This is a genomic window from Bacteroidota bacterium (assembly GCA_019637975.1).
Taxonomy (GTDB): domain Bacteria; phylum Bacteroidota; class Ignavibacteria; order UBA10030; family UBA6906; genus CAADGV01.
Genome location: JAHBUR010000003.1, coordinates 85,404 through 100,387 on the forward strand (window position 1 = coordinate 85,404; position 14,984 = coordinate 100,387).

Here is a 14,984-nt window from a genome sequence, read left to right on the forward strand (position 1 = left end):
ACATGAAAGTCATCAACACAGTCTTTGCAGTTCACAATCATCAGCCCATCGGTAATTTCGAGAAGGTATTTGAAGAGGCGTACCGGCATTCCTACAAACCGTTTCTGGATGTCATTGCGCAGCATCCTGACATCAAGATCACCCAGCATTGGACAGGAACATTGCTCGAATGGCTTGTTGCGAAGCATCCCGAGGTGATTGAAATAATGAGAGAGATGGTGAAGCGGGGACAGTTGGAACTGCTGACCGGCTCATACTATGAGGCTATTCTTGCCATCATTCCCGAATCCGACCGGATCGGGCAGATCAAGAGACTCTCCGACTACATCCACAAAATCTTTGATTACGAACCGCGGGGAATGTGGCTCGCCGAAAGGGTCTGGGAACAGCCCCTGGTTGCTTCATTGGCGAAGGCCGGCGTCGAGTTTGTGACTGTCGACGACACGCATTTCCGTCACGTCGGGTTGCATGATGAGGAATTGCTCGGCTACTACGTTACCGAAGAGCAAGGGCACACACTCCGTGTTTTACCTATCGACAAAATGCTGCGTTACACTGTGCCATTTCGTCCGCTCGAAGAAACCTTGCATTATCTCCAAAATGTCTCATCCGAAAACGGCGCACGAATCGTTATCAATGCCGACGACGGGGAGAAGTTCGGCGTGTGGCCCAAAACGTACAACACTGTTTACACAAACGGGTGGCTTGAATCTTTCTGCAAGATGGTCGAAGACAATGCGTGGATCAATATGCTGCATCTTGTCGACGTTGTTGACACATTCGCGCCGCAAGGAAGAATCTATCTTCCAACGGCTTCATACTCCGAGATGTTGAAATGGGCGTTGAATCCGACGGCATTTCTACAGCTTGAGAATTTTGAACGAGAGTTGAAGGAACATCATCACGACGAAGAACATTTGATGTTCGTTCGGGGAGGATATTGGAGGAATTTTCTGGCAAAATACCCCGAATCGAATCACATGCACAAGAAGATGCTGCGTATTGCTAAACGGGCTGAGAGACTATCGGGACAACAGAGAATGCCGCAGGATGTTTTCGACAACATCTGGGCGGGGCAATGCAACGATCCATACTGGCACGGTGTTTTTGGAGGATTGTATCTGCCGAACCTGCGTTTTCCCGTGTACCGGAATCTGCTTCAGGCCGAAGCCAAACTTGATGCAATCGAAAAGCTTCCTCCGATCAGGGTGGAAGAATCGGATTTTGATTGCGATGGCATGAATGAAAGCCTGCTCGAATCAGATATTATCAACTTGTACTTCAAGCCTGATGTCGGAGGTAGTCTCGTGGAATTGGATTACAAACCCGCCGGGTTCAATCTGCTTGATATTCTCAGCAGAAGGGAAGAGGGCTATCACCGCCGCCTGATGGCGCAGGGGGGAAAGTTGGAGGATCCGGCGAATGTTCACGACAGCGTGCTGGTGAAGGAGTTGGGACTTGAGAATCACCTGCACTTCGATTGGTACCGTCATGCTTCGTTGGTTGATCATTTCTTCGGACCGAATACAACGCTCGAACACTATGCCCAATGCAAGTATCTTGAGTTGGGCGATTTCGTGAACCAGCCGTATACGCACAAAGTTTCTGTTGGAAAAGAGGGAGTCAAGATAACCATGAGACGGGACGGGGCCTTGTGGTTTGGTGAGAAGCCCCACCGCATTACTGTGCAAAAAGTCGTGACGGTGAAGAAAGGCGACGCCGCATTCACCGTTGACTATACGATTACGAACCGCGAGCAGAATGCAGTTGATATCTGGTTCGGTGCAGAATTTTGCGTCGGCATGATGGCGGGCGATGCACATGATCGGTACTATGAGATTGAGAAGCGGCCGCTTGAGGATAAGCGGCTTCGGAGTACCGGTGCGGAAGAGAATGTAAAGCGCTTCGGGCTGGTTGATGAATGGCTGGGTATCGAAACCGCATTTGCCGTGAAACAGCCTGCCACATTGTGGCGTTACCCCATCGAAACAGTTTCGCTCTCCGAAGCGGGATTCGAGCGAATATACCAATGCTCGGTTGTCACGCCGACGTGGAAGACGACGTTGTTGAAGGAGGTGAAATATCAGATTGTCCAGAAAGTGAGGACGTTGAGTCCGGCATGAACCCACTTTCTGACGAGCAAAAACGACAAAAGCTCCACTCCCGGGCGTTTGCCCTTGCCATCTTCACTATCATCTACAACATCATCGAGGGGGTAATCTCAACATACTTGGGATACGAGGATGAAACGCTGGTGTTGTTCGGCTTCGGGCTGGATAGTTACATCGAGGCGATTTCGGGATTGGGCATCGCCCACATGGTGCTGCGTATCAGGCGGAATCAGAATGTTGTCCGCGATGACTTTGAGCGGACAGCGTTGCGTATAACCGGCTCGGCATTCTACGGTCTCACGATTGTCCTCACAGCGATGGCAATCAACAACATCGTAATCGGTCACGTGCCCGCGACAACATTCTGGGGTGTTGTTATTTCGTGCATTTCCATTCTTGTGATGATAGGGTTGATGCGTGCGAAAAACAATGTGGGCCGCGAACTCGGATCAGATGCTATCATGGCCGACGCCCGATGCACGATGATCTGCATTTACATGTCGATTGTATTACTCGCAGCCAGCGCAATCTACGAGCTGACCCATATTGCGTATGTTGACGCCCTCGGCACGGCAGGGCTTGCGTACTTTTCCTTTACCGAGGGGAAGGAATGTTTCGAGAAAGCGAAATCGGATGCTCTGTGCGGATGCGAGCATGAACTGACTTGAGAAATGAATATATTGGCATTATGACATCTTCTATCTCTACTTGAATTACCACTGCCCTGAATTCCTCTGAATCACATTTGCTGCGCTACAGCATCATCATCCCCGCCCTCAACGAGGAGAAGCTTCTCGAAGGGATGTTGAAGCAATTTACGTCTGACATCATCCGGCAATACAACATTGAACTTGTTGTCAGCGATGGCGGCAGCACCGACCGCACGCTGGAGATTGCCCGCAAATATGCTCACGTGGTTGTTGAGAATACCGCAAAGATCAAGCAGACCATTTCGCTAGGCAGGAATGAAGGCGCAAGGCATGCATCCGGCCGGATATTCGTGTTTCTGAATGCTGACACGCTTGTGAAGGATGTTCCGCATTTCTTTCGTCGGATTAACGAGGAAATACAGACTGAGGGCCTTGCCGCCATCACATGCAGCGTTGAGATTTACCCGCATGAGAGAAGAACCATCGATACATACTATCACGGATTCTACAACCGGTTTTTCTACATGATGAACGTTGTGGGAATGGGCATGGGAAGGGGCGAATGCCACATCATGAAACGTGACGTGTTTGAGCAAGTGAACGGCTATGCGGCGAGAATTGCCGCCGGTGAAGATTATGATATGTTTCGCCGCCTTGAGAAAATCGGACGCATCAAGTTTCTGAAAGACGTGGTTGTCTATGAGTCTCCCCGCCGCTACCGCAAGTACGGCTACGCGTACGTTACGGCATCATGGTTCATGAACTTCCTTGCCGTGCAATTCCTTCGCCGATCCATTCTGGACGAGTGGAAGCCTGTACGGTAACCGGCAGCATTGCAACTGAGCCGCGCATTCCCTATCCTTCGTGCAACATCCCCTCACTGTACGCTTTCAGTTCTTTCCTCGATCATCTATGTCAACGAACAACACAGCCGAACTTGCTGCGCAGATAGTGTTGGAAGCATTTGAAGCCTTTGATGCCGCATTCCGGTCCATCACGCGCCGGGCAAAACACCGGTTCGAGCAGCGGGACTGGCAAGGCGGGAGGCATGATGCAATCGAGCGGCTGGATTCGTACGAACGTTCGCTCGATCAAGTTGTCAGGAAGCTTGATACCTCAATCGGGTCTCAGGCACGTGAAACGCCGTTGTGGGTTGATGCCAAGCCCCGGTTTGCAGCGCTGTTGGCGCGACGCTACGATATTGGCCGCGGTGAAACCTACTTCAACTCTGTAACGAGAAGGATGCTGCGTACCGTCGGCCTGAACCGCGACGTCGAGTTTTTCTACCTCCATCCGAAACCGCATGCGCCGTATGCCGTGGAGTCGGTGTACAAATCTTACTCGAGAAGCTTAGATACTGAGTCTCTCATCAGACTCATCCTCGATGATTGTTCCTTTGGTGTCGGATTTGAGGATCTTGATCGTGATGTCGGCCTCGTTGCACAGGAAATCGATCTGCATCTCTGGCCTGTAATCGGCGCCGAAAACTCCTTCTCAATAGATGTCGTAAAGGCGATCTTCTACCGCAACAAGGAAGCGTATATCGTCGGAAGGATCAACGCTTCCGACAAATCGTTTCCGCTTATTATTCCACTTGTCAACGGCGAGTCGGGAATTCATGTGGATACCGTGCTATTGGAGAAAGCGGAAGCCGGTATTGTTTTCAGTTTTGCCTATTCCTATTTCTTTGTGGATATCGAGCGATATGATGCGCTGATCCAATTTCTTCGCTCGATAATTCCGCAATCGCAAACGTCGGAATTGTACATCTCGCTGGGCTACAATCATCATGGCAAAACCGGATTCTATCGTGATCTTCACAGGTACGTTCACGTCTCGAAAGAACAATTCGTGATTGCACCCGGACTGGAGGGAGCCGTCATGAACGTGTTCACCTTACCGAATTACGGTTTCGTGTTCAAAGTCATTAAGGATCGCCCCTGCTTTCTTCGGTCCAACAATCAAACCTCGAAAGTCATCACGCAGGAAAGGGTTCGCTACCAGTACGGATTTGTTTCGCATCGCGATCCTGCAGGGAGAATGGTAAACACCCAGGAGTTTGAGAATCTGCGCTTCAAGAAGAAGCGTTTCACAAGCCAGGTGCTGGAAGAATTTCAACAGGCGGTGACGAGAAACGTGACGATTCTTGAAGACTATGTCATCATCAAACATGTGTATGTGCAGAGGAAGGTGGTTCCGTTGCCTCTGTATTTTCGTAACGAAAAGAATCCTGAAGCCATCCGTCATGTGTTGATTGACTTCGGATATTTCCTGAAGGATCTTGCTGCAAGCGGCGTTTTTCCCAGTGATTTGTTCAACACGTGGAACTACGGCGTCACGCAATGGGGGCGTGTTGTTTTGTACGACTATGATGATGTGTTGCCGATTGAGCGTATCAGGTTTCGCGAGAAGCCGCAGCCTCGTGATGAACTGCAGGAAAGCGAGCCCGAAGAAAACCGGATTCTTGCGACGGAAGATGATTTTTTCATGGACGAGATTGAGCGGTACTCCGGCATTCCGCATCCGCTGAGGGGCGTGTTCAAGTCGGTTCACGGCGATCTCTATACTCTTGATTTCTGGAAGAATCTGACCGGGAAGCTTTGCAAAGGAGAAATCTTCGACGTGATTCCGTATGACAGAGCGAAGCGCTTCCGGGGGGAGTGAGAGAATGCCCGATCAATCCATTCTTCTCTTCCGGGTGGATTCAACGGGCCCCCCTTTCTTGCGTGAGTGGGGCTTTTTATTGACTTTGTAGGCATATTTGGATATACTCGCTTGAGAACTCAACCTTCGATTTGAATGTTAGAAGAAGTGTGGGCGAACAACATTCTTCAGTTTTTAGTACTCTTTTGGGGATTCTTATGAGAAAGCGATTTTCGCTGTTGAGCGTCGGGTTGTTGGTGGTAATGAGTCTGGTGGCGGGAGCGTGGCTCAACCAGCTTATTTCGGGAGATAACATCTACGAACAGATCAATAAGTTCAAGGATGTTCTCAGCATGGCCCAAAAGAGCTACGTTGAGGATGTTGACACCAAAAAGCTCACAGAATCCGCAATCAAAGGAATGTTGGGAGAACTTGACCCCCATTCGGTGTACATACCTGCCTCGGAAATGCAGACCATCAAAGAACAATTCCAAGGCAGCTTCGAAGGAATCGGAATCGAGTTTGTTGTTCTCAACGATACGTTGATGGTAGTTACGCCTATCGTCGGCGGACCCAGCGAAGCGCTCGGCATCGAGGCGGGCGACAAGATTGTGAAGATCAATGATACTTCTTCGGTCGGGATTTCTCAAGATGCTGTGCCGAAGAAGTTGCGCGGCCCAAAGGGAACAAAGGTGAAGGTTTCCATATCGCGTGCCGGCATTGCGAATCAGCTCGATTTCGAAATTATCCGCGACAAGATTCCGTTGTACACCGTTGATGCGGCCTTCATGGTGAATGAAGAAGTTGGGTACGTAAGCGTTACGCGTTTTGCTTCAACAACACACTCCGAATTTGTGGAGGCGGTAAGCAAGCTGAAGCAGGAGGGTCTCAAACGGCTCGTGCTCGACCTCCGTTATAATGGCGGCGGGTATCTCGATCAGGCGTTCAAGATGGTTGATGAACTCTTGCCGAGGGGAAAGAAGGTGGTCTATACGAAAGGCCGTCTGCCGCAATTCAATGAAGAGTATCTCTCCTCCGGTTCCGCCAAGTTTGCGGATGTGTCTCTGGTGGTGATGGTAAACAACGTCTCAGCGTCCGCAAGCGAGATTGTTTCCGGAGCGGTACAAGATTGGGATAGGGGTTTGGTTGTTGGCGAAACCACCTTCGGCAAGGGGCTTGTCCAGCGCCAATTCGACCTTTCGGATGGGTCAGGCTTCAGGTTGACCACGGCACGATACTATACACCCAGCGGACGATTGATTCAGCGACCCTATTCTCAAGACAAAGCAAAATACCAGCGGGAAGCATTCGAGCAGAATGAGGAAGAAGGCGAAAACATAACACACACTGCCGAAAAGGATACCAACCGTCCAAAGTATAAAACTGCCGGGGGCAGGGTTGTGTACGGTGGCGGTGGAATTACACCAGACTATATTATCAAAGCCGAGCGGCTCGGCGAATATGCTGTACAGCTTCGCAGCCGTCAGGTGTACCTCGACTATGCCAACAAATACATGGATAGCAAAGGGGCTGAGTTGCGGAAAACCTATAGCAGCGACAGCAGGAAGTTTGCCCGCAATTTTGAAGTGACTGTTGACATGGTTGAAGGACTTCTCAGAGTTGCAAAGGCAAAGGGGATTGAATTCAAACAAGAATCGTACGAGAAGGATCTGCGTTACATTAAGGCCTTTACGAAAGCGAACATCGCGAGGGCAATCTGGGGGAATATTGGCTCATCGCGCGTGATGTTGCAGGAAGACAATCAGTTTGCAAAAGCCATGAGCTTGTTCCCCGAAGCTGAGAGAATTTCGAAAAATCTGACAAGCTTGAAGTAGTTTACACTTGCTACATCTCTCCCAAAACAGCATCGGATGTACCACGAACGGCCGTGCACTTGGTCGCATTGCCGTTTTTTTATTGATACTCGTGCTGCTCCCGTTTCCATCATCCAGCCAGCAACACACACCGGCCTCACATGTTCTTGTCGAAGGCGAGGACTTGATCTACAACGTCAGGTATGGGATATTTGACCTCGGGCAGGTAAGAATTAAGACCATTAAGAAGTTGAATTCGAACGGTACAGTTGCTTATCAGACAATAGCTTACATCGATTCATACAAGAAAGTACCTTTCGTAAAGCTGAATGCGGTTTTTGAGAGTCTGATAGATAGCGAAGTGTTTTCCCGGTTCTTCGTCGGGAAGAGCAGGGATGGTGATTACTGGAATTTTGGCCGCTATACTTTTGATTATGTGAAGAAACTTGCCTACCTCGAATCCGGAAGCAAGGATACGCTTGTTGAGAAGCGGGACACCCTCTTCCTCGACGGGAGCACGCAAGACGGGCTTTCGTTGTTCTTCTACGCCCGTGACCATTTGTTCTCCGGCAAAAGGCATGTTATTCCCGCCATAGTCAAAGAGAAGAAAGTCTATACAACAATCCAATTCCATGGTAGGTCACGCGCTGTGGAGTACGATCTCATTGACTACCCGGTAGATGCGGTAGGATTTGAGGGAACAATGGAATTTACCGGAATTTTCGGGCTCACCGGGGATTTTGAGGGGTGGTTCAGTAATGACGACGCCCGTATTCCCATTATTGCAAAAATGAAGGTGATTCTCGGAAGCGTAACGATTGAGCTTATGCAATGGAAAAGGGATGGTTGGAAGCCTCCCGTTGCGAAGAACTGACGCTATGACCATCATTTCCTACAGAGGTATCTCGCCAATAATTGATCAGACTGCATTTGTTGCCGAAGGAACCCGGCTGATTGGAGATGTAACGCTTTCCAAGGACTCAAGCATTTGGTTCAATTCGGTGCTCCGGGGTGACATTAATCGTGTTGAAATCGGGGAGAGAACCAACATACAGGACTGCTCTGTTCTCCATGTGACGGAGGAGTATCCCGTGATTGTCGGTAATGATGTAACAGTCGGGCATCGGGCAATCATTCACGGCTGCACAGTCGGCGATTGTTGTTTGATTGGGATGGGCGCCGTGATTCTGGATAATGCAAATGTTGGGTCGCACTCGCTTGTCGCAGCCGGAGCTGTGGTGTTGCAGAATTTTGTTGTGCCTGAAGGAGTGCTTGTTGCGGGCGTGCCCGCGAAAGTCATCCGCCCGTTGACGGAAGAAGAAAAAAGGCAAATACGTGAATCGGCGTTGCGCTACGTTGAGTACGCAAGGGGATATCGTTCATGAGACTGAAATTCTGGGGGACCCGCGGTTCAATACCAACTCCTGGGAAGGATACCGTCCGGTACGGCGGCAACACCCCCTGCGTTGAAGTCCGGTTGAAGAACGACAAGCTGGTGATACTCGATGCCGGCTCGGGCATTCGCGGCCTCGGCGAAGCCTTGACGGCAAAAGGGGAATCGGTCAACGCATACGTAATTATCGGACATCCGCACTGGGATCACATACAGGGGTTTCCGTTTTTCAAGCCCGCGTTCATTTCCGGAAACGAACTGACTATTATGGGTGCCCAATCGAAGGATGTTACGTTGCGGCGGATGGTTGCCGACCAGATGAACAAAATCTATTTTCCGGTTCAGCTCAACGAACTGAAAGCAAAGATAAACTTCCGCCCGCTCAGGGAAGGGAAGACGCAGATCTTCGACGCCGATCTGACGTCGATCTATGTAAATCACCCGTCGTTTGCTCTCGGCTACAGACTTGATGTGGGGGGACGCTCACTTGTCTACATCAGTGACAACGAGCCGTTTGATCGGGAAGTCGCACGCTCGCTCAAGAACGTCGAGAAAGTTATCACGGACAAGTACTCCGAAAGCAAAGGGGACCCGAACCAACGGATTTTCGATTTTGCCCGCGGTGCGGATATTCTGATTCATGATGCAACCTACACGCCGGAAGAATACGTGAATCGTGTCGGCTGGGGACACTCGCACTATCTCTTTACCTTGAAGGTTGCGGCAGAAGCTCAGGTGAAGAAACTGATTCTCTTCCATCACGATCCTTCACACAGCGACGAGAAAATTGACGAAATTGTCGAGACCTGCAAGAAGGAAGTGAAGAACCGCGACTACAAGTTTGAATGCTTCGCGGCGGAAGAAGGGATGGAGTTGCAGTGGTGATGAGTACTCAGCCTTCGCGTAACGCCGACGTTTCGGAGAAAATTCTTGACAATCGCTCCGATGCTGTTTATATTGCCGCAAGTTCGCAACGGCACTTCGCAAACCCTCACAACATTCCGGAACGCTGATGGAACGCGGCAAAGTCAAGTGGTTCGATGAGAAAAAGGGGTATGGCTTCATCGAAACAGAATCCGGGGGAGATGTTTTCGTGCACGTGAGCGGTCTGCAGAACAAGGAGTTGAAGAGTCTGCAGCCGGGTGCCGCTGTCGAGTTTGAAATCAAGACCGGTAAGAAAGGTCCCCAGGCAATGAATGTTGTTCTCGTATGAGAAGCGTTCAGTCCCAGAATGTCATGAACCCCGAGTATTGATGCTGCGTCGGGGTTTTGTTGTTTTTTCGATGAGAGAACCATGTCGTTTACTTTTTCGCCGGCTGACGTCAGAAGAATCGGCAAGTTACTAAACGCGCGTCCGAAAGTGATGGGCGCAAACTATCGCTATGAAGTGGGCGGAGCGGATCCGCATCGAAGGCTTGCCCTGGAAATTTTCCCGCAAATCCGTATCGGCAATGAGAAAGGGAATCTGATTTCCGTGTACACGGAATCGTCTCATTTGCAGTTACATTTCTGTTCGGGATTTGTTGTGAGCGAAATGCTCGGCGAGGTGACATTCATCGGGGAACACGACGGAAAACTCTCGGGCCTGATCATCGAAAAAGGAGGCGGATGTTCCTTGTACGCGAATGTCGATCGTGAATTGCTTTCCGGAGATTTCACAAAACTCGGCCCCGAAGTGATGTTGTCCGGGATTGCACTCTCACTGACGGACAGTATTCTGGAAGGGTCTGTCGCACCACCGAGGAAATCACGAACAAACCGGACTGCGGCGAGAAACAAAAGAAGAAAGTCAGGAAAGAGCAGGGTGTGATAGCTGCGGTTACTGTGATTAACGCTCACCGCAAATACCGGCTTCCCAAGAAGCGGATTGAGCGGTACGTACAACGGGTTATGGGGAAAAGGAAGTCGGATATAACGGTCATTTTCATCGATTCACGCTACAGCAAGGCTATCAACACACGCTATCTGAACCATAATTACTCAACCGACGTTATAAGTTTTGCTCTCGAATCAACGCCGGTGTTGGAGGGCGAAATCTACGTTAATCTCGACAAGGCAAGAAAGCAGGCGCGTGAATACGGCGTAAGCCTTTCCAATGAAGCGGCCAGGCTTGTTATTCATGGTGCGCTTCACCTGATCGGGTATGACGATACGACAACGCGAACGCAGCGCGTACTGAAGAACATGGAAGATTTGCACGTACAGCATTGGTTTCCTTTGAAGAAGGAAAATGCGATATGAAAGAACGTGTCGTGGAAATATTGGTGATTCTCATGTCGGAGATTGAAGCAAACAAACGTCTCAGCGACATCGACCTTGAAGTCCTGAAGAGGAGGGGATACACGCAAACCGAGATCAGTGCTGCATTCAGTTGGCTGTATGATAACATGCCTGTTCAAGACGGCATTGTTGTGCGCGGGGCGCTTCCGGCAAAGGAGTCTCACCGCATTTTGCATGAGGCGGAAAAACTGATGATGTCCACCGAAGCGCAGGGCTACTTGATGCAACTCTGCGAAGTAGGACTGCTCGACAATCGTGATCTGGAAAATGTTATCGAACGGGCAATGATGTCCGGATTGGAACAGCTTACCATGTACGAAGTGCGGGAGATTGCAGCTTCAGTGCTGTTTGCGCGTCCAAGCAAGTGGCATGAAAGCCGTTCGATTCTTGATAACAACGATACTGTTCATTAATGGCAAAACGCAAAGCAGCAGTACCCTCAAACGGCGAAGTGCAGGTTGAGGAGAAGAAGAAGAAAACCGTGAGGGCGCGTGCAAAGAAGGCTCAACCGGAACCCGAAGCCGGCACATCGCTGATTATTGTCGAGTCTCCCTCCAAAGCAAAAACCATCAACAAATATCTCGGCAAGAACTACTTCGTCGAGGCATCGGTGGGTCACATCAAAAATCTCCCCAAAAGCAAACTGGGCGTTGATGTGGAAAACGGGTTTGCTCTTTCGTACGAAACAATCAAAGGCAAAGACGAAGTGTTGGTCAAACTGCGCCAGCACGCGGCAAAAGCATCAACCATTTATCTTGCCACCGACCCTGACCGCGAAGGCGAAGCCATTGCATGGCATCTGGCCAAGGAAATTGAAGACGTCAACACGAATGTATACAGGGTATTGTTTCACGAAATTACCGAGCGCGGCATCACCGAAGCGATGGAGAATCCGAGCAAGATCAACAAGAGACTCGTGGATTCACAACAGGCTCGCCGTGCCATGGATCGGCTCGTCGGATATAAGGTGACACCGTTTCTCTGGAAGACGATGTTTTTTGGTGTTCTCTCGGCAGGCCGTGTTCAATCGGTTGCAGTCAGGCTTGTCTGCGAGCGAGAAGAGGCGATACGGTCGTTCATTCCCGAAGAATACTGGTCAATCGTTGGCGAATTCGAGGTACAAGGAAGCGACCCGTTTCTTGCCAAGCTCTTCAAAGTTGCCGGTGCAGATCCAAAGATCGGCGACACGAAAACTGCCGAGGGGTATGTCAACGACATCAACAAGCAGAAGTACCGCATTGCTGATGTTCAACGCAAGCCTGTCAAACGCAATCCTCCCGCACCATTTATTACCAGCACTCTGCAGCAGGAAGCTGCCCGCCGTCTCCGGTTCAACGCAAAGCGTACCATGATGCTTGCGCAGAAATTGTACGAAGGTCAGGACCTTGGTGATGAAGGCCGGGTCGGGTTGATTACTTACATGCGAACGGATTCAACCCGGCTGAGCGATGATGCCGTTCGGGACGTTCGTGAGTTCATCTTTTCCAACTACGGAAAGGAGTATGTTCCCGAGACGCCCCGACAATTCAAGAAGGGGAAGAGTTCGCAAGATGCGCACGAGGCAATCCGCCCGACATCAATCAAATACACGCCGAAGTTTGTCAAACGCTTTCTCGACAAAGACATGTATGAACTGTATGAGTTGATTTGGAACCGGTTTGTTGCGTGCCAGATGAATCCGGCAGTATTCGAGCAAACCACCGTCGATGTTGCGGGAGGAGACTATCTTTTCCGGGCAACCGATTCCATTCCGAAATTCCGGGGCTTCCTGCAGGTGTATGATGATATTGTGGATGAATCGGAAAAAGATACCGAAAGTGACCAGGACCCGAAATCGAAGCTTCCGGATAATTTGAAGCAGGAAGACAAAGCCTCGTTGACGAACATCCTTCCCAACCAACATTTCACAAAACCTCCGGGGCGGTATACCGATAGTTCGCTTATTAGAGAACTCGAAGCGCTTGGCATCGGACGTCCGAGTACATATGCAATGATTGTTGATACGATTCAGGCGCGAAAATACGTCGAGTCGAAAGAACGACGCCTGTATCCGACTGAACTCGGGATGACGGTGAACAGGATTCTGACTCGAAGCTTTCCTCATCTCTTCAATGTTGAGTTTACGGCGAAGATGGAGGATGAACTCGAAACGGTTGCTACCGGCGAGCAGTCCTATCAGCAGGCGATGGAGGATTTCTATCATCCGTTTATGGATGACCTTGCTGCTGTCGACAAGACTGCCGGGGACATCAAGAAGTCGCTTCAGGAATCCACCGATGAGTTGTGCGAAGTGTGCGGCAAGCCGATGATTATCAAGTGGGGGCGCAACGGCCGGTTTATGGCGTGCAGCGGTTATCCAAAATGCAAAACAACAAAACCGCTCAAGGAAGATCAGGATGCATTAAAGCACGCCGTAGGGGTGAAGTGTGATGTGTGCGGCGCGGATATGGTGGTGAAGGGCGGAAAGTTCGGGGCGTTTCTCGGCTGTTCGCAATACCCGACCTGTACCAGTACTCGCCCGATTGGCATTGGCGTGAAATGTCCGAAGTGCAAGGAAGGTGATGTGATTGAGCGGAAAACGAAACGGAAGCGTTCCTTTTTTGGATGTTCAAAGTATCCGAATTGTGACTTTGCATCGTGGGACAGGCCTGTTCTCCGCCCCTGCGATACATGCGGAAATCCCTACATGGTTCAGAAGTTCACACAAACCCGGGGCGATTTTCTGTTGTGTCCCGCCTGCAAAGCCGAAGTGGCAAAAGAAGAAGTCAGCGAAGAGGTTGCCGGTTAACCACGTGCACTTCGCAAGGTGATGCAAGAATACGTCCGCACATTTCTGTCCTCGCTCGGGGGAGAGCGCAACTACTCACCCCATACCGTTGCGTCGTACGAAGACGATCTCCGGCAGTTTGCCGATTTTCTGAGGAGACATTTTTCCGATTCAGGTGTTGCAGTAGCGAAGGTTGATCAGGTCACTATCCGGTTGTTTCTTCATGACTTGGTAGAACAGGGATTTTCACGGCGCAGCATTGCAAGGAAACTCGCTTGTCTGAAGTCGTTCTTTCGATATTTACGCAAGCAGAAAATCGTTCCAACAAACCCGGCGACATCGGTTCAATCGCCGAAATTAAGCAAGCCGCTGCCTTCTGTTCTGAGCGAGGCGGATGTGTCGGCATTGATGGAGCAGCCGGACATCTCCACACCGGAAGGAATGCGTGACCGTGCGATACTCGAGTTGTTCTATGGATCGGGAATACGTTTGAGCGAGTTGATAGGCCTCGATTGGAAGGATGTCAATCTTTCCGATGCAACACTCAAGGTGACGGGCAAGGGAAGCAAGCAACGAATCATTCCGTTGGGGCGGCAAGCAAAGCAGTCACTGAAGCAATACTCGAAGTCGCGTCATCACATTTTGCACGGAAAGTTTCACGACGAAACGGGAGGGGCTGCCGTCTTTATTACGCTGCGCGGCAAGCGGCTTTCTCCCAAAGCGGTAAATGTTCTGATGAACAGGTATATTGGCCGTGTTTCTGAAATCAAGAAGAAGAGTCCGCATGTGTTGCGTCACAGCTTTGCAACACATTTGCTCGATCATGGGGCAGACCTGCGTGCGGTGAAAGAGCTGCTCGGGCACGAGAGCCTTGCAACAACGCAGATATACACGCATGTAAGCGTAGAGCGTCTCAAGAAAGTGTACACTCAGGCACATCCGAAAGCATCCTAATTCCACAACTTATTGGCAAGTGAAAGGAACCTACCATGGATATTAATTTCACGGCACGACGGTTCAGAGCTCATTCCGAGATCAAGGAATATGCAATTGAAGAAGTGAAGAAGTTGCAGAAGCTGTACGACGGCATTGTGCGGGCCGATATTATTCTGTTTTACGAGCGGGGTGTCAATAGCGTGAAGACTGCCGAGATCGGACTTCATGTGTACGGAACAAAATTGCTCGCGCACCACGGTTCCAACGATTACATCAAATCCATCGACAACACAGTAGAGAAACTGGGAAGACAACTGAGCAAATATAAATCAAAATTGCGCGGGAAAGACAAGACGAAAGTGCGTCGAATTCAAGAAAAAGTGTGAACGC

Annotated in this window: 15 protein-coding genes; all 15 read left to right on the forward strand. The window is 50.2% G+C overall.

The genetic code is table 11. From position 1 onward, the window contains the following. Nucleotides 1-2 precede the first annotated feature (2 nt). The 15 genes from KF749_02280 (at nt 3) to raiA (ending at nt 14,980) form a co-directional block, all read left to right on the forward strand. Nucleotides 3-2,123, forward strand: a complete 2,121-nt coding sequence (locus tag KF749_02280; GenBank protein MBX2989975.1) for a DUF1926 domain-containing protein — start codon at nt 3-5, stop codon at nt 2,121-2,123. Next, nucleotides 2,120-2,779: a hypothetical protein gene (locus KF749_02285; GenBank protein ID MBX2989976.1), complete on the forward strand. Its 660-nt coding sequence runs from the start codon at nt 2,120-2,122 to the stop codon at nt 2,777-2,779. The genes KF749_02280 and KF749_02285 overlap by 4 nt, the downstream gene beginning before the upstream one ends. 77 nt (nt 2,780-2,856) lie before the next feature. Next, entirely contained in the window at nt 2,857-3,585 is a 729-nt protein-coding gene (locus KF749_02290; GenBank protein MBX2989977.1) for a glycosyltransferase, read from the forward strand. Between the two features lie 88 nt (nt 3,586-3,673). Next, nucleotides 3,674-5,425: a bifunctional isocitrate dehydrogenase kinase/phosphatase gene (gene aceK, locus KF749_02295; GenBank protein MBX2989978.1), complete on the forward strand. Its 1,752-nt coding sequence runs from the start codon at nt 3,674-3,676 to the stop codon at nt 5,423-5,425. A gap of 197 nt (nt 5,426-5,622) precedes the next feature. After that, nucleotides 5,623-7,239 carry a S41 family peptidase gene (locus tag KF749_02300; GenBank protein ID MBX2989979.1) on the forward strand — a complete coding sequence of 539 codons (1,617 nt, stop codon included), beginning with the start codon at nt 5,623-5,625 and terminating at the stop codon, nt 7,237-7,239. A 7-nt stretch (nt 7,240-7,246) separates the two neighbouring features. Next, the gene (locus KF749_02305; GenBank protein ID MBX2989980.1) at nt 7,247-8,092 is read left to right on the forward strand and encodes a DUF3108 domain-containing protein; all 846 of its coding nucleotides are present in this window, start codon (nt 7,247-7,249) and stop codon (nt 8,090-8,092) included. 4 nt (nt 8,093-8,096) lie between these two features. Beyond that, complete coding sequence (locus tag KF749_02310; protein ID MBX2989981.1) at nt 8,097-8,603, forward strand: gamma carbonic anhydrase family protein; 507 nt, start codon at nt 8,097-8,099, stop codon at nt 8,601-8,603. Then, the gene (locus tag KF749_02315; protein ID MBX2989982.1) at nt 8,600-9,496 is read left to right on the forward strand and encodes an MBL fold metallo-hydrolase; all 897 of its coding nucleotides are present in this window, start codon (nt 8,600-8,602) and stop codon (nt 9,494-9,496) included. The genes KF749_02310 and KF749_02315 overlap by 4 nt, the downstream gene beginning before the upstream one ends. Nucleotides 9,497-9,623: 127 nt before the next feature. Further along, nucleotides 9,624-9,824, forward strand: a complete 201-nt coding sequence (locus KF749_02320; protein ID MBX2989983.1) for a cold shock domain-containing protein — start codon at nt 9,624-9,626, stop codon at nt 9,822-9,824. A gap of 81 nt (nt 9,825-9,905) precedes the next feature. Then, entirely contained in the window at nt 9,906-10,421 is a 516-nt protein-coding gene (locus KF749_02325; protein ID MBX2989984.1) for a hypothetical protein, read from the forward strand. Then, nucleotides 10,418-10,852 carry an rRNA maturation RNase YbeY gene (gene ybeY / locus KF749_02330; GenBank protein ID MBX2989985.1) on the forward strand — a complete coding sequence of 145 codons (435 nt, stop codon included), beginning with the start codon at nt 10,418-10,420 and terminating at the stop codon, nt 10,850-10,852. Before KF749_02325 ends, ybeY begins: the two co-directional genes overlap by 4 nt. Next, nucleotides 10,849-11,304, forward strand: a complete 456-nt coding sequence (locus KF749_02335; protein MBX2989986.1) for a DUF494 family protein — start codon at nt 10,849-10,851, stop codon at nt 11,302-11,304. Before ybeY ends, KF749_02335 begins: the two co-directional genes overlap by 4 nt. After that, entirely contained in the window at nt 11,304-13,679 is a 2,376-nt protein-coding gene (gene topA, locus KF749_02340) for a type I DNA topoisomerase (protein ID MBX2989987.1), read from the forward strand. Before KF749_02335 ends, topA begins: the two co-directional genes overlap by 1 nt. A gap of 21 nt (nt 13,680-13,700) precedes the next feature. Then, entirely contained in the window at nt 13,701-14,612 is a 912-nt protein-coding gene (gene xerC, locus KF749_02345) for a tyrosine recombinase XerC (protein MBX2989988.1), read from the forward strand. 35 nt (nt 14,613-14,647) lie between these two features. Further along, nucleotides 14,648-14,980, forward strand: coding sequence for a ribosome-associated translation inhibitor RaiA (raiA, locus tag KF749_02350; GenBank protein MBX2989989.1), 333 nt, complete (start codon nt 14,648-14,650; stop codon nt 14,978-14,980). Nucleotides 14,981-14,984 lie beyond the last annotated feature (4 nt).

What these genes read in the sequence shown, in the direction of transcription:
- raiA (MBX2989989.1), top strand. Translation starts at nt 14,648, where the DNA reads ATGGATATTAATTTCACGGCACGACGGTTCAGAGCTCATTCCGAGATC.
- topA (MBX2989987.1), top strand. Translation starts at nt 11,304, where the DNA reads ATGGCAAAACGCAAAGCAGCAGTACCCTCAAACGGCGAAGTGCAGGTT.
- KF749_02335 (MBX2989986.1), top strand. Translation starts at nt 10,849, where the DNA reads ATGAAAGAACGTGTCGTGGAAATATTGGTGATTCTCATGTCGGAGATT.
- KF749_02310 (MBX2989981.1), top strand. Translation starts at nt 8,097, where the DNA reads ATGACCATCATTTCCTACAGAGGTATCTCGCCAATAATTGATCAGACT.
- KF749_02285 (MBX2989976.1), top strand. Translation starts at nt 2,120, where the DNA reads ATGAACCCACTTTCTGACGAGCAAAAACGACAAAAGCTCCACTCCCGG.
- KF749_02325 (MBX2989984.1), top strand. Translation starts at nt 9,906, where the DNA reads ATGTCGTTTACTTTTTCGCCGGCTGACGTCAGAAGAATCGGCAAGTTA.
- KF749_02300 (MBX2989979.1), top strand. Translation starts at nt 5,623, where the DNA reads ATGAGAAAGCGATTTTCGCTGTTGAGCGTCGGGTTGTTGGTGGTAATG.
- KF749_02315 (MBX2989982.1), top strand. Translation starts at nt 8,600, where the DNA reads ATGAGACTGAAATTCTGGGGGACCCGCGGTTCAATACCAACTCCTGGG.
- KF749_02320 (MBX2989983.1), top strand. Translation starts at nt 9,624, where the DNA reads ATGGAACGCGGCAAAGTCAAGTGGTTCGATGAGAAAAAGGGGTATGGC.
- aceK (MBX2989978.1), top strand. Translation starts at nt 3,674, where the DNA reads ATGTCAACGAACAACACAGCCGAACTTGCTGCGCAGATAGTGTTGGAA.
- KF749_02280 (MBX2989975.1), top strand. Translation starts at nt 3, where the DNA reads ATGAAAGTCATCAACACAGTCTTTGCAGTTCACAATCATCAGCCCATC.
- xerC (MBX2989988.1), top strand. Translation starts at nt 13,701, where the DNA reads ATGCAAGAATACGTCCGCACATTTCTGTCCTCGCTCGGGGGAGAGCGC.